Annotated in this window: 11 protein-coding genes; 5 read left to right on the plus strand and 6 right to left on the minus strand. The window is 62.9% G+C overall.

Annotated features, from left to right (window positions below; translation table 11 throughout):
* Positions 1 to 30 precede the first annotated feature (30 nt).
* Positions 31 to 729 carry a hypothetical protein gene (locus B5X73_RS07845; RefSeq protein WP_079521218.1) on the plus strand — a complete coding sequence of 233 codons (699 nt, stop codon included), beginning with the start codon at positions 31 to 33 and terminating at the stop codon, positions 727 to 729.
* Between the two features lie 188 nt (positions 730 to 917).
* Positions 918 to 2,330 (plus strand): type I glutamate--ammonia ligase, encoded by a 1,413-nt coding sequence (glnA, locus tag B5X73_RS07850; RefSeq protein WP_036109277.1) that lies wholly within the window; start codon positions 918 to 920, stop codon positions 2,328 to 2,330.
* Positions 2,331 to 2,402: 72 nt separating this feature from the next.
* Here glnA and B5X73_RS20595 read toward each other — a convergent pair whose 3' ends face one another.
* Both B5X73_RS20595 and B5X73_RS07860 read right to left on the minus strand, forming a co-directional pair.
* Positions 2,403 to 2,837, minus strand: coding sequence for a hypothetical protein (locus B5X73_RS20595; protein WP_139382701.1), 435 nt, complete (start codon positions 2,835 to 2,837; stop codon positions 2,403 to 2,405).
* A gap of 622 nt (positions 2,838 to 3,459) precedes the next feature.
* Positions 3,460 to 4,278, minus strand: coding sequence for a DUF6402 family protein (locus B5X73_RS07860; protein WP_079521220.1), 819 nt, complete (start codon positions 4,276 to 4,278; stop codon positions 3,460 to 3,462).
* A gap of 405 nt (positions 4,279 to 4,683) precedes the next feature.
* Between B5X73_RS07860 and B5X73_RS07865 the strand changes: the two genes are divergently transcribed.
* The 3 genes from B5X73_RS07865 (at position 4,684) to B5X73_RS07875 (ending at position 7,658) form a co-directional block, all read left to right on the plus strand.
* Positions 4,684 to 5,085 carry an Hcp family type VI secretion system effector gene (locus tag B5X73_RS07865; protein ID WP_254857257.1) on the plus strand — a complete coding sequence of 134 codons (402 nt, stop codon included), beginning with the start codon at positions 4,684 to 4,686 and terminating at the stop codon, positions 5,083 to 5,085.
* A 446-nt stretch (positions 5,086 to 5,531) separates the two neighbouring features.
* Complete coding sequence (locus B5X73_RS07870; protein WP_079521221.1) at positions 5,532 to 6,323, plus strand: glutaminyl-peptide cyclotransferase; 792 nt, start codon at positions 5,532 to 5,534, stop codon at positions 6,321 to 6,323.
* A 147-nt stretch (positions 6,324 to 6,470) separates the two neighbouring features.
* The gene (locus B5X73_RS07875) at positions 6,471 to 7,658 is read left to right on the plus strand and encodes an OprO/OprP family phosphate-selective porin (RefSeq protein ID WP_079521222.1); all 1,188 of its coding nucleotides are present in this window, start codon (positions 6,471 to 6,473) and stop codon (positions 7,656 to 7,658) included.
* Positions 7,659 to 7,672: 14 nt separating this feature from the next.
* Here B5X73_RS07875 and B5X73_RS07880 read toward each other — a convergent pair whose 3' ends face one another.
* The 4 genes from B5X73_RS07880 to B5X73_RS07895 form a co-directional block, all read right to left on the minus strand.
* Entirely contained in the window at positions 7,673 to 9,322 is a 1,650-nt protein-coding gene (locus B5X73_RS07880; RefSeq protein ID WP_079521223.1) for an alpha/beta hydrolase, read from the minus strand.
* Positions 9,323 to 9,338: 16 nt separating this feature from the next.
* Positions 9,339 to 10,973 carry an alpha/beta hydrolase gene (locus B5X73_RS07885; protein WP_079521224.1) on the minus strand — a complete coding sequence of 545 codons (1,635 nt, stop codon included), beginning with the start codon at positions 10,971 to 10,973 and terminating at the stop codon, positions 9,339 to 9,341.
* A 42-nt stretch (positions 10,974 to 11,015) separates the two neighbouring features.
* The gene (locus B5X73_RS07890; protein WP_079521225.1) at positions 11,016 to 12,755 is read right to left on the minus strand and encodes an alpha/beta fold hydrolase; all 1,740 of its coding nucleotides are present in this window, start codon (positions 12,753 to 12,755) and stop codon (positions 11,016 to 11,018) included.
* Between the two features lie 134 nt (positions 12,756 to 12,889).
* Complete coding sequence (locus B5X73_RS07895; RefSeq protein WP_079521226.1) at positions 12,890 to 13,666, minus strand: 3-hydroxybutyrate dehydrogenase; 777 nt, start codon at positions 13,664 to 13,666, stop codon at positions 12,890 to 12,892.
* Positions 13,667 to 13,670 lie beyond the last annotated feature (4 nt).

Below are 13,670 nucleotides of genomic sequence, written 5' to 3' on the forward strand. Positions count from 1 at the left end.
AATCGGCGGCCAACAACGCCCCCGCCTCCGATGCCCGTTGAGCCGCTCCTTCCCGTCCCGCCCGAAGCGACGGATGTCACCGGACCCGCGGTCGTCGATCACCGTCCGCCGGCGGACCGGGCATACGACATCCACTCGTTGCTGATCACCAGCTGTGATTACGGGATTTATACGGTGCCCCAGAAACCGGCTTCCCTGTCGGCTGTCGCGTTGCTTCGCAACGAAATGGCTACCGCGCCAGGCGACCCATGGCACGGGCACACCATCGAGGTACGCCGTTACGCTGCCTATCTCAACGCCAAGCGCGCGTTGAAAGGCAGCGTAGGGTCGATGTATGGGGGCCTGCTTCCGATGCTCATGCTTCGAGCCGGCGAGAAATGCTCCGAGACGGAGATGCATGGCGGATGGTATGCGGGATCGGAGATTGTGAATGCGCTGTCGCCACTGATCGTCGAAATGATCGTCAGTGTCGACGGCAAGGTCTACAACGTGCGCTCGGTGTATTCGCCGCGCGTCGGCGTCACGCCCAAGCTCAAGCAGCCGACCGATGACAGCGAACTGACGCAGGCGATGATCAAGGCGGATCGCGCATTGCTCGCGCGGATGGGAACCGCGGTGCCGACAGCGCAGCCGGTGACTCCCGGTCCGGTCGCGCCGCCGACCTCGACGGCGCCCGCAAAGTCGTCGGACGACGATGGCTTTGTGAACTTTCCTTCCCACCAGCCTTGAGCGACGACGCTGGCGGATCGGCCGAAATGGTGCGTGAGCGAGAACGATGCACCATGATGGTGCATTTGCACATCTTCCTCACACCCGTTCTATGATGGGAGAGCTTGATTCCGGCGCCCCGTCGATGGCGGATACGCTGGCATAGCGATTGCTACACGCATTCCGCCCACACCCATTTCGAGGTTTGTATGTCCGCCGCTTCCAAAGTGCTGAACCTGATCCAGGACGAGGAAATCGAGTTCGTCGACCTGCGCTTCGCCGACATGCTCGGCAAGCACCACCACGTCACGTTCCCCGCCCACGCCATCGACGAGAGCACGTTCGAAGACGGCAAGATGTTCGACGGCTCGTCGATCGCCGGCTGGAAGGGCATCAACGAGTCCGACATGGTTCTCATGCCGGATCCGGAGACCGCCCACCTCGACCCGTTCAGCGCCCACAAGCAGCTGATCGTGCATTGCGACGTGCTCGAGCCGAGCACCATGCAGGCTTACGGTCGCGACCCGCGCTCCATCGCCAAGCGCGGCGAAGCCTTCCTGAAGTCGACCGGCATCGCCGATACCGCCTTCTTCGGCCCGGAACCCGAGTTCTTCATCTTCGACTCGGTCCGCTGGCAGAACGACATGGGACGCGTGTTCTACGAGATCGGCTCCGAAGAAGCGGCCTGGTCGTCGCGTTACAAGTACGACGGCACCAACAGCGGTCACCGTCCGGGCGTTAAGGGCGGCTATTTCCCGGTCAGCCCGGTCGACAGCCTGGGTGACCTGCGCGCCGACATGTGCAAGGTGCTCGAGTCGCTCGGCCAGGTGGTCGAAGTGCATCACCACGAAGTCGCCAACGCGGGCCAGTGCGAGATCGGCACGCGCTTCAACACCCTGGTGAAGAAGGCCGACGAACTGATGACGATGAAGTACGTCATCAAGAACGTCGCCCACCAGCAGGGCAAGACCGTGACCTTCATGCCGAAGCCGATCGTCGGCGACAACGGCTCGGGCATGCACGTGCATCAGTCGCTGTCGAAAAACGGCGAGAACCTCTTCGCGGGCGACCTCTACGGTGGCCTGTCGCAGACGGCGCTGTGGTACATCGGCGGTATCTTCAAGCACGCCAAGGCCATCAACGCGTTCGCGAATTCGACGACCAACAGCTACAAGCGTCTGGTCCCGGGCTTCGAAGCGCCGGTCATGCTCGCCTACTCGGCGCGTAACCGTTCGGCATCCTGCCGTATCCCGTACGTGTCGAGCCCGAAGGGCCGTCGTATCGAGATCCGTTTCCCCGATCCGATGCAGTCGGGCTACCTGACCTTCACCGTGCTGATGATGGCCGGCCTCGACGGCATCCTGAACAAGATCGACCCGGGTGCACCGGCCGACAAGGATCTCTACGATCTGCCGCCGGAAGAAGAGAAGAACATCCCGCAGGTCTGCGCCAGCCTCGACGAAGCGCTCGCCGCGCTCGACAAGGATCGCGACTTCCTCAAGGCCGGTGGCGTGTTCACCGACGACTTCATCGACGCGTACATCGCGCTGAAGATGCAGGAAGTGACCCGCTACCGCGCGAGCACCCACCCGCTCGAGTTCCAGATGTACTACGCGATCTGATTGCGAGAGCGATCATCGGGTAAAAGAAAGGGGCGCTTCGGCGCCCCTTTTTCTTTGGTTCTCTCGCCGTGTTCAGCGCGTCATTCCCAAAGGCCCGGCGTCCAGTCGGCGCTGATCTTCCCGATTCTTTTCCGACGTCTGTATCTCGTTGCGCTTCCGCTCGTAAAAGGCCTCTATTCGCGCCATGGTTGCCGCATCGGAGCATCGGGTCGTATCGGCCAACATGAATCCACCGATGTTCACTAAGCGTCGTCCCGTCTTACCTGTATCTCCGCAATCGACATAGTCGAAGGTGGATGAGGGATCGTAGACGATGGTCTCACCGAGAAAGGCCCCGGTGCTCGCTTCGTATGCGCGATCAAAGACAGCGGCGTGCCACCGCTTCGCAAAGCCAACTTGCAGCGATGGATCGGGATGAGGAATACGGTGAAAAACTGAGGGCAGTACGCGGAAAGCGCTGTACGTGTCGACTCGGATACAGCCGTTCGGGCTGATCTCTGATGACACATACGTAGCGAAGGCTCGCTCCTACCAAACTGACCCGCTAAGGAGCACAACGGAGGCGGAAACCACGAGAGCAATAAGGAATCCTTGCGATCTCATTGCTCCGGTGCCGAGAGGGTACGCCTGATCGGGCGCCCGTTTTTCCACTCCGTCTGTATTCGTTGGCTCTCCTCCCGCTCTCGCTCGTAGAACGCTTCTAGCTTAGCGAGAGTGGCTTCGTCAGAGCAGCGGTCGGTATCCGTGAGTGAAAACTGATTGGCAACTACAACACGCCGCCCGGGTGTTCTCGTGTCACCCCAGTACATGATGCTCGTGGACGCCGATGGATCGAAAACGACAGTCTCTCCCAGGAAAGTGCCAGTGCTGGCTTCGTAAGCGCGTTTGAATATCTCGTCTTCCCACGACCTCCCGAGCGCATACCTAATCGTCGGATCAGGATCCGGAATACGGTGAAATACTGACGGAAGTACGCGGAACGCAGAGTACGTGTCGATGCGCAGACAGCCGTCTGGACTCGTCTCTGAAGATACGAGGGTTGCATATGCGCGTTCCCAGCAGTTCGACGCATGATAGAGCGTGACTCCGGCCGCGACCGCCATAACGAACACGACTGTCTTCGTCTCCATTAACACAGGTCCAGAAGAAGGCTCACAGGTTCCCAATGAACATCGGAATAGATGATGAAATCACCGCCATAGCCGGTCTGACAACGATAAGTATCGAAGTCCTTGTTGAATATGTTTCCGATCGGTTCGCCGCCCCAACGAAAGACCATGCCGTTCGACGCCGCATTCATGAGCATCTGGCCCTTGCTGAGAACGCCATCCTTAGTCCATGTGCCGAGGTATTGAAAGCCCTCAAAATCATAAGTGTCGCGTATGTAGTAGCCGGCGTGCGTAACCTGTAAGGAAATTCTTCCTGTTCTAGCGTCGCGCGTAGCTTCGCCAATGAGTACGACTTTCATGGCGGCCTTTCCCAGGCTTCCATACAGATCGTCCATCGTGCCCAGGTTGTCCCCAAAAAGTTCGATATTCGACTGGCAAGTAGCCTCGAGCTGGATAGCTGTGTGATCCTTACTTCCAAACGCGACTCGATTGCTTGTGCCCCATGCAGCTCCACTCAGACGCTTGCGAAGCAGTTCTCTGGCCGGACCATTCGCCATTTTCGCGCGCAATCTGGTCATGGCCATGGCTACATGCCCGTGCGAAAGCGCCCAGCTCATGCGAACGGCGTGCGTGTTCACTTGACTAGGCGACAGGGTTCGCGGATCTGGTGGGTTGATCGATTTCCATTCGTGCGGAAGCACCCACGCCGCACCATGCAGCCAATGTTCCATCAATTCGGCGGAAACTGCCCATCCCATGTGACGCATCGCTCGGGGAATCGACTCGATCTTGTCTCTGATGCCAATGACCCTCTGGCAAGACGATGTGTTCTCAATCATGGTGACGCTCCTTGTTAGTTCGCGTGAGCGATCGCGCGTTCCGTAGCGCGCGATGCTTCCTTCTCCAATCATGCCTCGGTCTTGGGCCTGACCATCCGGCGCGGATAGTAGTCGTACCGGCAATCGCCATGTACCAAACGCGCGCCACGCATTCAGCAAGCGAAGCATCTTCATGAACGAACGATGTGCGGGAAATTGCGCTGTCCCTCAGTCTCAAACATTCGTCGACGAATTCCGGTACAACGCATGCCCGCACGCCGATGCGAGGCTGCGGATCGACATTATCGACATCATCAAGGAATCCGATGAAAAGCATCTATCTGAAACTGAGTGGCCCTGACATCGCGGGCGTCCACTGACAAAGAACATGCGCAGTGGATCGAGTTGAGTCGGCTACATCACCAGATGCAGCAGCCCGCGTCCCCGGTAGCCTCGACTGCAGGCGGGCATGCCGTAGGCCGTACCTCGCACGGTGACTTCCTCGTCGTGAAAGAGATCGACTTGTCGAGTCCCGTGATGTACCAGGCTTTGTCCGGCGGGACGACCTTTCAGTCCGCGCAGATAGACCTCTACAGGGACGCGGGGGATGGACGACGCGTCAAGTATCTCGAGGTGCAACTTAAGAATGTTCTGATATCGAGCATCACCCTCAATGTTGACGGGGCCCCGCTACCCACCGAAACCATCGCTTTGCGATATGCGGCGATCCAGTGGAAGTATCAAAAGCAGAACACCGATGGCGGTCAGGGCGGGATGACGCTGGGAGCATGGAGCCTGACGAAAAACGACAAAACCTTCAGTGTTTAAGCGAGAATAAAGGTCAGACTAGATCGTCACTCATTTCCGGCTGATTCCTGCGAACTTTACGGGACGCCTGAGCGCTGTCGAACAGTGCACTGACGGTAGCGAAGTCTTCGGTGGGGTAATGCGTAAAGAATCGGTACGCTTTGCACATTGTCGTCTCGATCATGCCCGCCCCGGTGCCGGAAGGTAGCCTCACTCATGGGGGCGGCAGTCTGGACACGGCCGCCCGGACGCATCGCGACAGCGTGAACCGTCAACGGCGACCGGTTCCTTCTCGACCTGACGGTGCCGTCTGGCAGCAGTGCCGACGCCACGTTGCCGGACCCGACCTATCGCACCCTCGGCTCCCGCAGCCACGGGGTGGGTGCGATCTTGCGAGCCGCCGTCGCCCCTTGATCGTGGCGAAACTGCCGTTAGGATGCCTGCAATTCACACACAGGTATCCCGGCATGACAACCTCTCCGATTCGCGTGGCGGTCCTGGCCGCGTTTGCGTGGCTGGTCGGGTGTGGCAGTGTCGCGACGGCCTCCGATATTCCCGTGTACGGCTACACGGTGGTGCGCACCTACCCGCACGACCCGAAGGCTTTTACGGAAGGGCTGTTCTACGACGGCGGTTTTCTCTACGAGAGCACGGGCGAATACATGGGCTCGGGCGTGCGCAAGGTCCGGCTCGATACCGGTGAGGTCGCGCAGCATCTCGACACCCCGCCCGGATACTTCGGCGAAGGCATCATCGTCTCGGGCGACCACCTGTTGCAGCTGACCTGGCGCGATGGTGTCGGCTTCATCTACGACCGCAAGACCTTCGCGCCCGTTGGCAAGTTCAGCTATCCCGGCGAAGGCTGGGCGATGACGCGCGACGCGAAACATCTCTACATGAGCGACGGCACGCCCACCATCCGGGTTCTCGATCCGGTCACCCTGGCGCAGACCGGTCGCATCGACGTGACAGCAGACGGCGTGCCGCTGCGCATGATCAATGAACTGGAGTGGGTGAAAGGGGAGATCCTCGCCAATGTCTGGCAGACCGAACGCATCGCTCGTATCGATCCGAAAACCGGACACGTGACCGGCTGGATCGACCTCTCGGGGCTCGTCGACACGAGCCGCATGGATGACCCGGCCGATGACGTCCTCAACGGCATCGCCTACGACGCGGCCCACGATCGCCTGTTCGTGACCGGCAAGCGCTGGCCCACCCTCTTCGAGATTCGACTGAAACCGAAACGTCCCCGCTGAGTGGCAGCGCGGTAAACAGCGACCGCCTTCAAGTAAATGCGATTCAGGCCGATCATGTTCGCAAGATCTGAGGATATTCTTATATCCGTTGTATAGTCTTACGAATAACGCCCGGCTGTCCGCCGGGAGCCTCGGGAGGGGACCCGCTTGAAGACCATCATCCTCGGCGCGCTGGCGCTGATCGCTCCCGCGTATGCGCTTGCCGCCGACGTACCCGCCACCAGCTACGACTGGCGAAGCAACTGGCCGACTCATCACGTGTTCGCCGATGGCACGGATCTCGGCCTCACGCTGAAATACCAGTTCGACCTCGACCGCTTTTCGCACGATGAAGGCACCTACGAAGACGCGCAGACCAATCGCCGGAAAGAGTTCGGGTTCTTCGTACGCAAAAAAGGTGTCTACGACGCGACGGTCGTCTTCGACTTTCAGGCGAAGACGTGGCTGGATACGTTTTTTCGCGTACAGAGCAAGGCGCTGCTCGGCGACGACTACGGCGCGCTACGCGTCGGTTTCATGAAAACGCCCGTCGGTTTCGAGGGCAACACCAGCACGGGAACGACGTCGTTTCTGGAATCCTCGCTGCCGATGCAGGCGGTGTACGCGAACCGACGCCTCGGTATCGACTGGGCTCTGACCCGCAAGCAGTACCTGATACAACTCGGTTACTACCACGGCGGCAACCTGCAAGGCGATCTCGACGGCCGCATGGTGGCAGGGCGCGCCGCATGGACGCCGCACAACTCGCCGGGCGACGTGGTGCACCTTGGCCTGTCCCTTTCGCGCGAGACACCTGACGGCACGACGGATGGACGCGGGCGCTACACCCCGCCGAACATCCGCCTGCGCGCCTTGCCCGAGGCCGGCCTGATCACCCAGCGACTCATCGATTCCGGCACGCTCAGCGTGGCCGACCATGTCGATCGCCGCGGTCTCGAAGGCCTGTGGATCGGAGGGCCGTGGTCGGTTCAGAGCGAATACCTCGACGCCCGCGTCAAGCTGGTCGACAAGCCCGCCTTCATCGCACACGGCTGGTACGCGTTCGGCAGCTGGGTGGTCACCGGCGAATCGCGCACCTATAACAGCGGCAACGTCGCCGATGTCGTCCCGAAGGGGCCCTGGGGCGCACTCGAATTCCTCGTTCGTTACAGCACGCTCGACCTCGACGACGGCCCGGTGCTGGGCGGCACCGAGCACGACTGGACGTTCGGTGCGAACTGGTACATCACGAAATACCTGAAACTCCAGGGCAACTACGTCAGGGCGACCAGTGACCGGCGCGATCTGCGCATCGACCCGCACATCGTCGAGGTGCGCGCTCAGATCATGTTCTGAGCGCGCTTTCCCGATCAGAGCCGTGCGTCATCCCACTCATACGACGCCGTGAGATCTTGGTAAGGCTCGCCGGGCACGAAAGCGCATGCCGTTTCCCTGTCCGGGCCTTCGGGGAGGCGGCCCTCCAGGAGATAGGCCATGGCGGCTTTCTCCACACATGGTGTCGCGGACTGAGCCAGCAGGCCGTGCTGTGAGCTGCCCTTCGCGACGACGAGCCGACTGGAAGGGAATCGGTCGAGCATGGCGCGCGCACCGACCAGTGGCGTCGATGCATCATGCTCGGACTGGATCAGCAGGAAGGGAGCACGCGTTTCGAGCACGCCGAAGTCGGGGCTGCGCGCGACCCGCGACGGCCACGCCGCACAGGTCAGCTGGTCGAAAATCTGCGAGCCGTCAGCCTGGGTGTAAGTGAATGCATCGCGGTCCGCGCGGGCGCGAATCTTCTCCTGCATCGGCTCCCAGGATTCGTCGTTGCACATCACCGCGAGGTTGAGCCACTCGCCGTGACGGTCGACCAGCGAGTCATGCCGATGTGCGTTGCCGTGGCGCCGCCGGACCTGGCCCGCCACGGTGCTCGCACCACGCTGGGTGAGCTCCAGCGCGGCCTGTCGTATCGCACCGTCTGTCGCGGCATCGAGGCTGAACCGGTTGGCAGCCGCCAGACTCTGCAGGCTTCGCCAGTTGCGCCAGCCGGATGCCTTGACCCACCTGTCCATCGTCATCGCGGCGGCGAGATGGGCGGGACTGATCAGCGCATCGTGCCATGCGGGCCTCAGCTCGTCGGCGAAGCCACGGATCGCGCCCTGGAGTTCGCCGGCATCGCTTACCTGCCCATAGCGCCATGGCTCGTGCAGGATGGGAGCCAGCACGCGTTTTTCGAAGGCGTCCTGCTGCGCGTCATTCGTCAGCTCCATGGCGGTGCGGTAGCCGCGGTGAAACATCAGAGACGAGTCGAGCAGCATCCTGCCCATGCGCTCCGGGTAAAGTGCCGCATACGTCGCACCCACCCGGCCCCCGTACGAGATCCCGTAAAAGTTCAGCGTGTCGTCGCCCAGCGAAGCGCGGACGGCGTCCATGTCCCTTACGTGCTGCTCCGTACTGAGGTACGCGGTTTCGGCGTGCACCGAACACGCGTTGGCTTGCGCGCGGGCATCGGCGATGGCGCGCTTCCAGTTGGCGTCGTCGCGATGTGCCGGCAGGAAGTGACGTGTCGGTGCGACCGCGTCGCACTCGTAGGTCCAGCCGCCCCGGAGTCCGCGAGGAATCACCGCGATGAGATCGAAGCGTTCCACAAGTCGCCTTCGGTCGCCGTGCAACGGATCGGACGCTTCAACCGCGCCGAATGCCGCGGCCATCGACGCGACGAAGGCCGCCGGTTGCCCGCCGGGACCACCCACGTTGACGAAGAGCGCTCCTTCGCGTTTGAACTGATCCCCGGCGGCGATCCTTACGACGCCGACTTCGATGGTGCGTCCATCCGGCCTGAGATGATCGAACGGCATTCGCGCCTTCCCGCAGTGCAGCCGCTCACCCAGTTCGGGCCACGTGCCGCCGGTAAGTTCGGCCGGACAGCTGGCCCACGTGATGAACGGCACGCGCGCCAGCAGGGAAGGCGACGCGACGGCGCCGAGCAGCGCCAACGTCAGAGGTAGCAGGGTTTTCATGATCGTCCTTGATCCGTCATCGGAATTCGTCGTGCGTCGCGGGCGTGGCTGGCGTCGACGCGGGCGCCGGCGTGTGTGGCAGCGCGGACAGGGGATTCTCGTTGGTACCCTCGCAATACGACTCGCGCGACTCACTGTCGGGGAGGCTGCCGTCGAGGAGATACCGGGCCACCGTTCGCTCGATGCATTGCGATGTCGTGAAGTTGAACACGCCGTGCACCGATGAGCCGCGAGCCGTCAGAAGCCGGGCATTGGGATAGCGGTCGAGGAGATTTCTCGAACCCTCCGCCGGCGTCGCCACGTCATGCTCGGACTGGAGCAGGAGAAACGGCGGTGCCTGCTCCACACGCGTGAGGTCCGGCAATCGTGCGGTGGCATGGGGCCAGCGGGAGCACACCAGTTCCTCGAGAATGTCGTCACCGTTCGAGTGCAGGTATCGCGCGGCGCCGTTTACAGCGCGTGCGCGGATCTGGTCATCGGAGAACGCCCATCGCGAGTCGTTGCAGCCGACGGCAAGACGGACGGAGTCGCCGTCCTGTCCGGCGTCGAAGCGGGGGACGGTGGGTGTCGGCGCGAAGTAATGTGCCGCCAGTTGCATCGCGGCCCAACGGATGCCGCGATCCAGCGAGGCGTCCGCGCTGAAGGTCTGGCGGCGGATACGGCCTTCGAGCTTCGACTGCGACTCAGGCTCCGCTTCGCGGATCCAGCCCGCGATCCACAACGCGGCCGCCAGCCGTGGCGTCGAGTCGAGGAAGGGATACCACATTTCCCTCGTGCGTCCCGGAAGGTCGTCGAACGACGAGGTGATCGCGGACGGGTCGTCCGGAAGGCCATAAAGAACGGGATCGGCGACGATGGGCGCGAGTGCCTTCTGGAATTGCTTTCGCCGCGCCGTCTGCGTCATCTCCATCGCCGCACGGAAGTCATGGGTGAAAAGCATGGTCGAGTCGAGCAGCATGCGACCGATACGCGTCGGGTACATGGCGGCATACCAGCCACCGACCCTCCCGCCATACGAGATGCCGTAGAAGTTCAGTGAGTCGTCACCCAACGCACGGCGGACCATGTCCATGTCGTGGACGTGTTGTTCGGTACTGATGAAGCGTGCTTCGGGTGGCGCGGCGCACGCCGACGATTGTTCGCTGGCCTCCTCGATGACTTTCCGCCAGTTGTCGTCGTCCAGGTGGCTGGGCAGGAACGCATAGCGGGGTGGTAACCCGGTGAGGCACCGGTACTCCGTCCCACCGCGAAGCCCGCGGGGAATGACGGCGATCATGTCGAAGCGCTGCGCCAGGCGATATTTGTCTGCGGTGTCGGGATCTTCAGGGTCTTCCTGGCTCCACCCGCGGGCGATGGCTAGGAGGAGCCTTCCCGGATGGGCTCCGGGCCCGCCGGTGTTTACGAACAGCGAACCTTGCCGCTGGTCGGCGGCGGCGGCGCGTATGCGCACGACGCCGACATCGAAAAACCGGCCATCCGGTGCCATGTGGTCCAGAGGCGCCCGCAGCGTGCCGCACTGCAGCCGATCACCCAGGGCCGTTCCGCCGGATCCCACCAGATCGGTGGTGCAATCGGTCCAGGCGATCTGCGGGTTCGCGAAGCTGGCCAGCGGAAGCAGGGCCAGTGCGAAGGCCGTGAATCGATGTTTCATCGTGGTCGTCCTTTACGGATGGAAAACGGGCCGTCATGGCCTTCAGTGAGATGTCGTGCGCAGGGACGGGTAGAGTCTCGGCTTCTGCCCGAACAGGCGATCGAGCCGGTCACGCCACTGCTGTACGCGAGCGGTGTCCGTGAACCTCGTCACCTGTGGGGTCGCGGAGGTCGGCGCCGGCGCGCTCGCGCCATCCACCTGGCATTCGGTCAGCTGTTCGGTGGGCTTTCGCCCATCCAGCAGAAAGCGGGCTCCGGTACGCTCGATGCAGGCTTCGTCGGTCAGCGTGAATACCGAATGGCGGTCGCTGCCTCGCAGTACCAGCAACGAAGCATTGGGCAGAGCGTTGACCATCCGCAGTGCGCCGGACACCGGCGTCACCGTATCGTGCTCGGAAGCGATGATGAGGATCTGGCCCGCGCGCGCCAGTCGCTCGACCGGGGGCTTCACCGCATTGGGACCTGGCCAGAACACGCATGCGTTGACCAGGTCGCCACTGCGCGCGGCGGGGTAATCGCGCGCGTAGCGCGCAATGGTCTCGTGCCAGATACCGGCGTCGCGCGTTCCAGGCGTGTCATTGCAAGGCACGGCGACGAGCATCGCGGACATGGCCGTAAGTGGGGAAGGCGTGTCGTCGGCCACGGGGGTGTAGAGCGCCGCCAGCATGCGCGACGCTTCGGCGCGGATTCGCTGGTCGACCTCCGCGTCCCGATGAAGCACGTCCGTCGCGATTCGCGTGGCCATCGAGTCGCGGTCGAGCTCAGGCTGGACACGCAGCCACTCGGACATGGCCAGCGCCGCTTTAAGGCTTTCAGGCGAGCGGTATTCTCCCGTCCATGTCCGCTGTACGCGATAGGGCATCGTCGCGAGAACGCCGCGGACGGCGGCCTGGTCCTCGCCCAGGCCGTAGAGCGCGGACGCGGCCACCGCGGGTTTGACGACGAGCCGGTCGAAGCGCTCCTGTTCCGCCTGCGCGGTAAGCAGGAAGTTTTCCTCCATGGATGAGGTGTAATCCATGGACGAGTCCAGCAACATCCGACCCACCTTGTCGGGATAAGTCGCTCCGTACCACGCGCCAAGCCACGTGCCGTACGACATGCCAAGGTAGTTGAACGTACGCTCGCCCAGGGCCCGACGAACGAGGTCGAGGTCGTACACGGTCTGTTCGGTACTGATGTACGGGTGGAGAGGGTCAGCGCGACACGCGTCCGCGAGCCGGCGTTGCAACAGGTCCCACCGGGCGATGTTGCGCGTCGTGCGGTCGAGCAGGATGGAGCGGGCGTCGGGAAATTCTCCCGCGCAGGTCAGAGGCGCACTGCCCGGCATTCCCCGGGGCACGACGGCGACCAGGTCGAACGCATCGGCCATGCGTCTCTTCTCGCCGTGCACGCGGTCGTCCGGCTTCGCGTGCATCCAGATCGCGGCCAGCATGGCGGCGAATTGCCTGGGATCGCCGCCGGGACCGCCCGGATTGACGAAGAGCGTGCCCTGGCGTTTCGCGGCGTCCGCCGCCGCGACGCGGAAAACGCGAAGATGGATGCTGCCGTCGGCAGGACGGTGGTGATCGCGGGGAGCGCTCACCGTACCGCAGCGCAGCCGCTCGCCGAGAAGGGTCTGGATCGCCGGGTCCGCATCCTGATCCGTGCATGCCGACCACGTGATGCCCTGGGTGGCGACCGACGGCACCTGATAGACCGGTGACGGGGCGACTTGTGCGGCGGCCGGGAGCACGAACGCGGCGAGCATGCCGGCCGATGAAGCCAGCGAGCGTAATGGTGTCATGAGGACGTCCTTGGCCTGGATGGCGGAAAAGGACGCTCACGTTAGTAAAGCGGGGTGTCGGGTCGTATCAGCCTCATGCCTGCATGGGGCCGGTGCTTCCCGACGGATCATGTGGTTGCCGGCCGTCGTTCCGCTTACTGCATATGCCAGCCGTGCGAGACGAGGAGCGACTGACCGGTCAGCGCATTCGACCCGAAGCCCGCAAGGAACAGTGCGGTGTCGGCGATATCTTCCAGCGTCGTGAATTCACCATCCACCGTGTCGCGGAGCATGACATCGCGAATGACGGCGTCTTCGCCGATGCCCAGTTCCTTCGCCTGCTCGGGGATCTGCTTTTCGACCAGCGGCGTGCGCACGAAGCCCGGACAGAGGACGTTGGCACGGATGCCGTGGGTGGCGCCTTCCTTCGCGACGACACGCGCAAGCCCGAGCAGGCCATGTTTTGCCGCCACGTAAGGTGCTTTGAATTTCGAGGCGACATGCGAGTGAGCCGATCCCATCAGGATGATGGATCCGCCGCGGCCGGCATCGATCATGTGGCGCATGGCCGCGCGCGTGGTGAGAAACGCACCGTCCATGTGGATGGCGAGCATCCGCTTCCAGTCGGCGAATGCAAAGTCGACGATCGGCGCGATGATCTGCACGCCCGCGTTGCTGACCAGGATATCGACCGGACCCAGTTCACGCCGCGTGCGCGCGAAGCCCTCGTCGACCTGTGCCTCATCGGTGACATCCATGGCCATGCCGATGGCGCCGTGGCCCATCGCGTCGGCCGTCTCGGCCGCCTTGTCGGCGGCGATATCGGCGACCACGACACGCGCCCCCGCGTTGGCATACGCCGTGGCGATGGCGCGACCTATACCGCTGGCGGCGCCGGTGACGAGGGCGATCTTGCCGGTAAGGTCGTGCATGGCG

The sequence above is a fragment of the Luteibacter sp. 22Crub2.1 genome, from assembly GCF_900167995.1.
GTDB classification, from domain to species: Bacteria; Pseudomonadota; Gammaproteobacteria; order Xanthomonadales; family Rhodanobacteraceae; genus Luteibacter; species Luteibacter mycovicinus.

Coding starts and splice junctions, on each gene's coding strand:
- B5X73_RS07895 (WP_079521226.1), bottom strand. CDS start 13,666: ATGCACGACCTTACCGGCAAGATCGCCCTCGTCACCGGCGCCGCCAGC.
- B5X73_RS07870 (WP_079521221.1), top strand. CDS start 5,532: ATGACAACCTCTCCGATTCGCGTGGCGGTCCTGGCCGCGTTTGCGTGG.
- B5X73_RS07845 (WP_079521218.1), top strand. CDS start 31: ATGCCCGTTGAGCCGCTCCTTCCCGTCCCGCCCGAAGCGACGGATGTC.
- B5X73_RS07885 (WP_079521224.1), bottom strand. CDS start 10,973: ATGAAACATCGATTCACGGCCTTCGCACTGGCCCTGCTTCCGCTGGCC.
- B5X73_RS07890 (WP_079521225.1), bottom strand. CDS start 12,755: ATGACACCATTACGCTCGCTGGCTTCATCGGCCGGCATGCTCGCCGCG.
- B5X73_RS07865 (WP_254857257.1), top strand. CDS start 4,684: ATGCAGCAGCCCGCGTCCCCGGTAGCCTCGACTGCAGGCGGGCATGCC.
- glnA (WP_036109277.1), top strand. CDS start 918: ATGTCCGCCGCTTCCAAAGTGCTGAACCTGATCCAGGACGAGGAAATC.
- B5X73_RS07860 (WP_079521220.1), bottom strand. CDS start 4,278: ATGATTGAGAACACATCGTCTTGCCAGAGGGTCATTGGCATCAGAGAC.
- B5X73_RS07880 (WP_079521223.1), bottom strand. CDS start 9,322: ATGAAAACCCTGCTACCTCTGACGTTGGCGCTGCTCGGCGCCGTCGCG.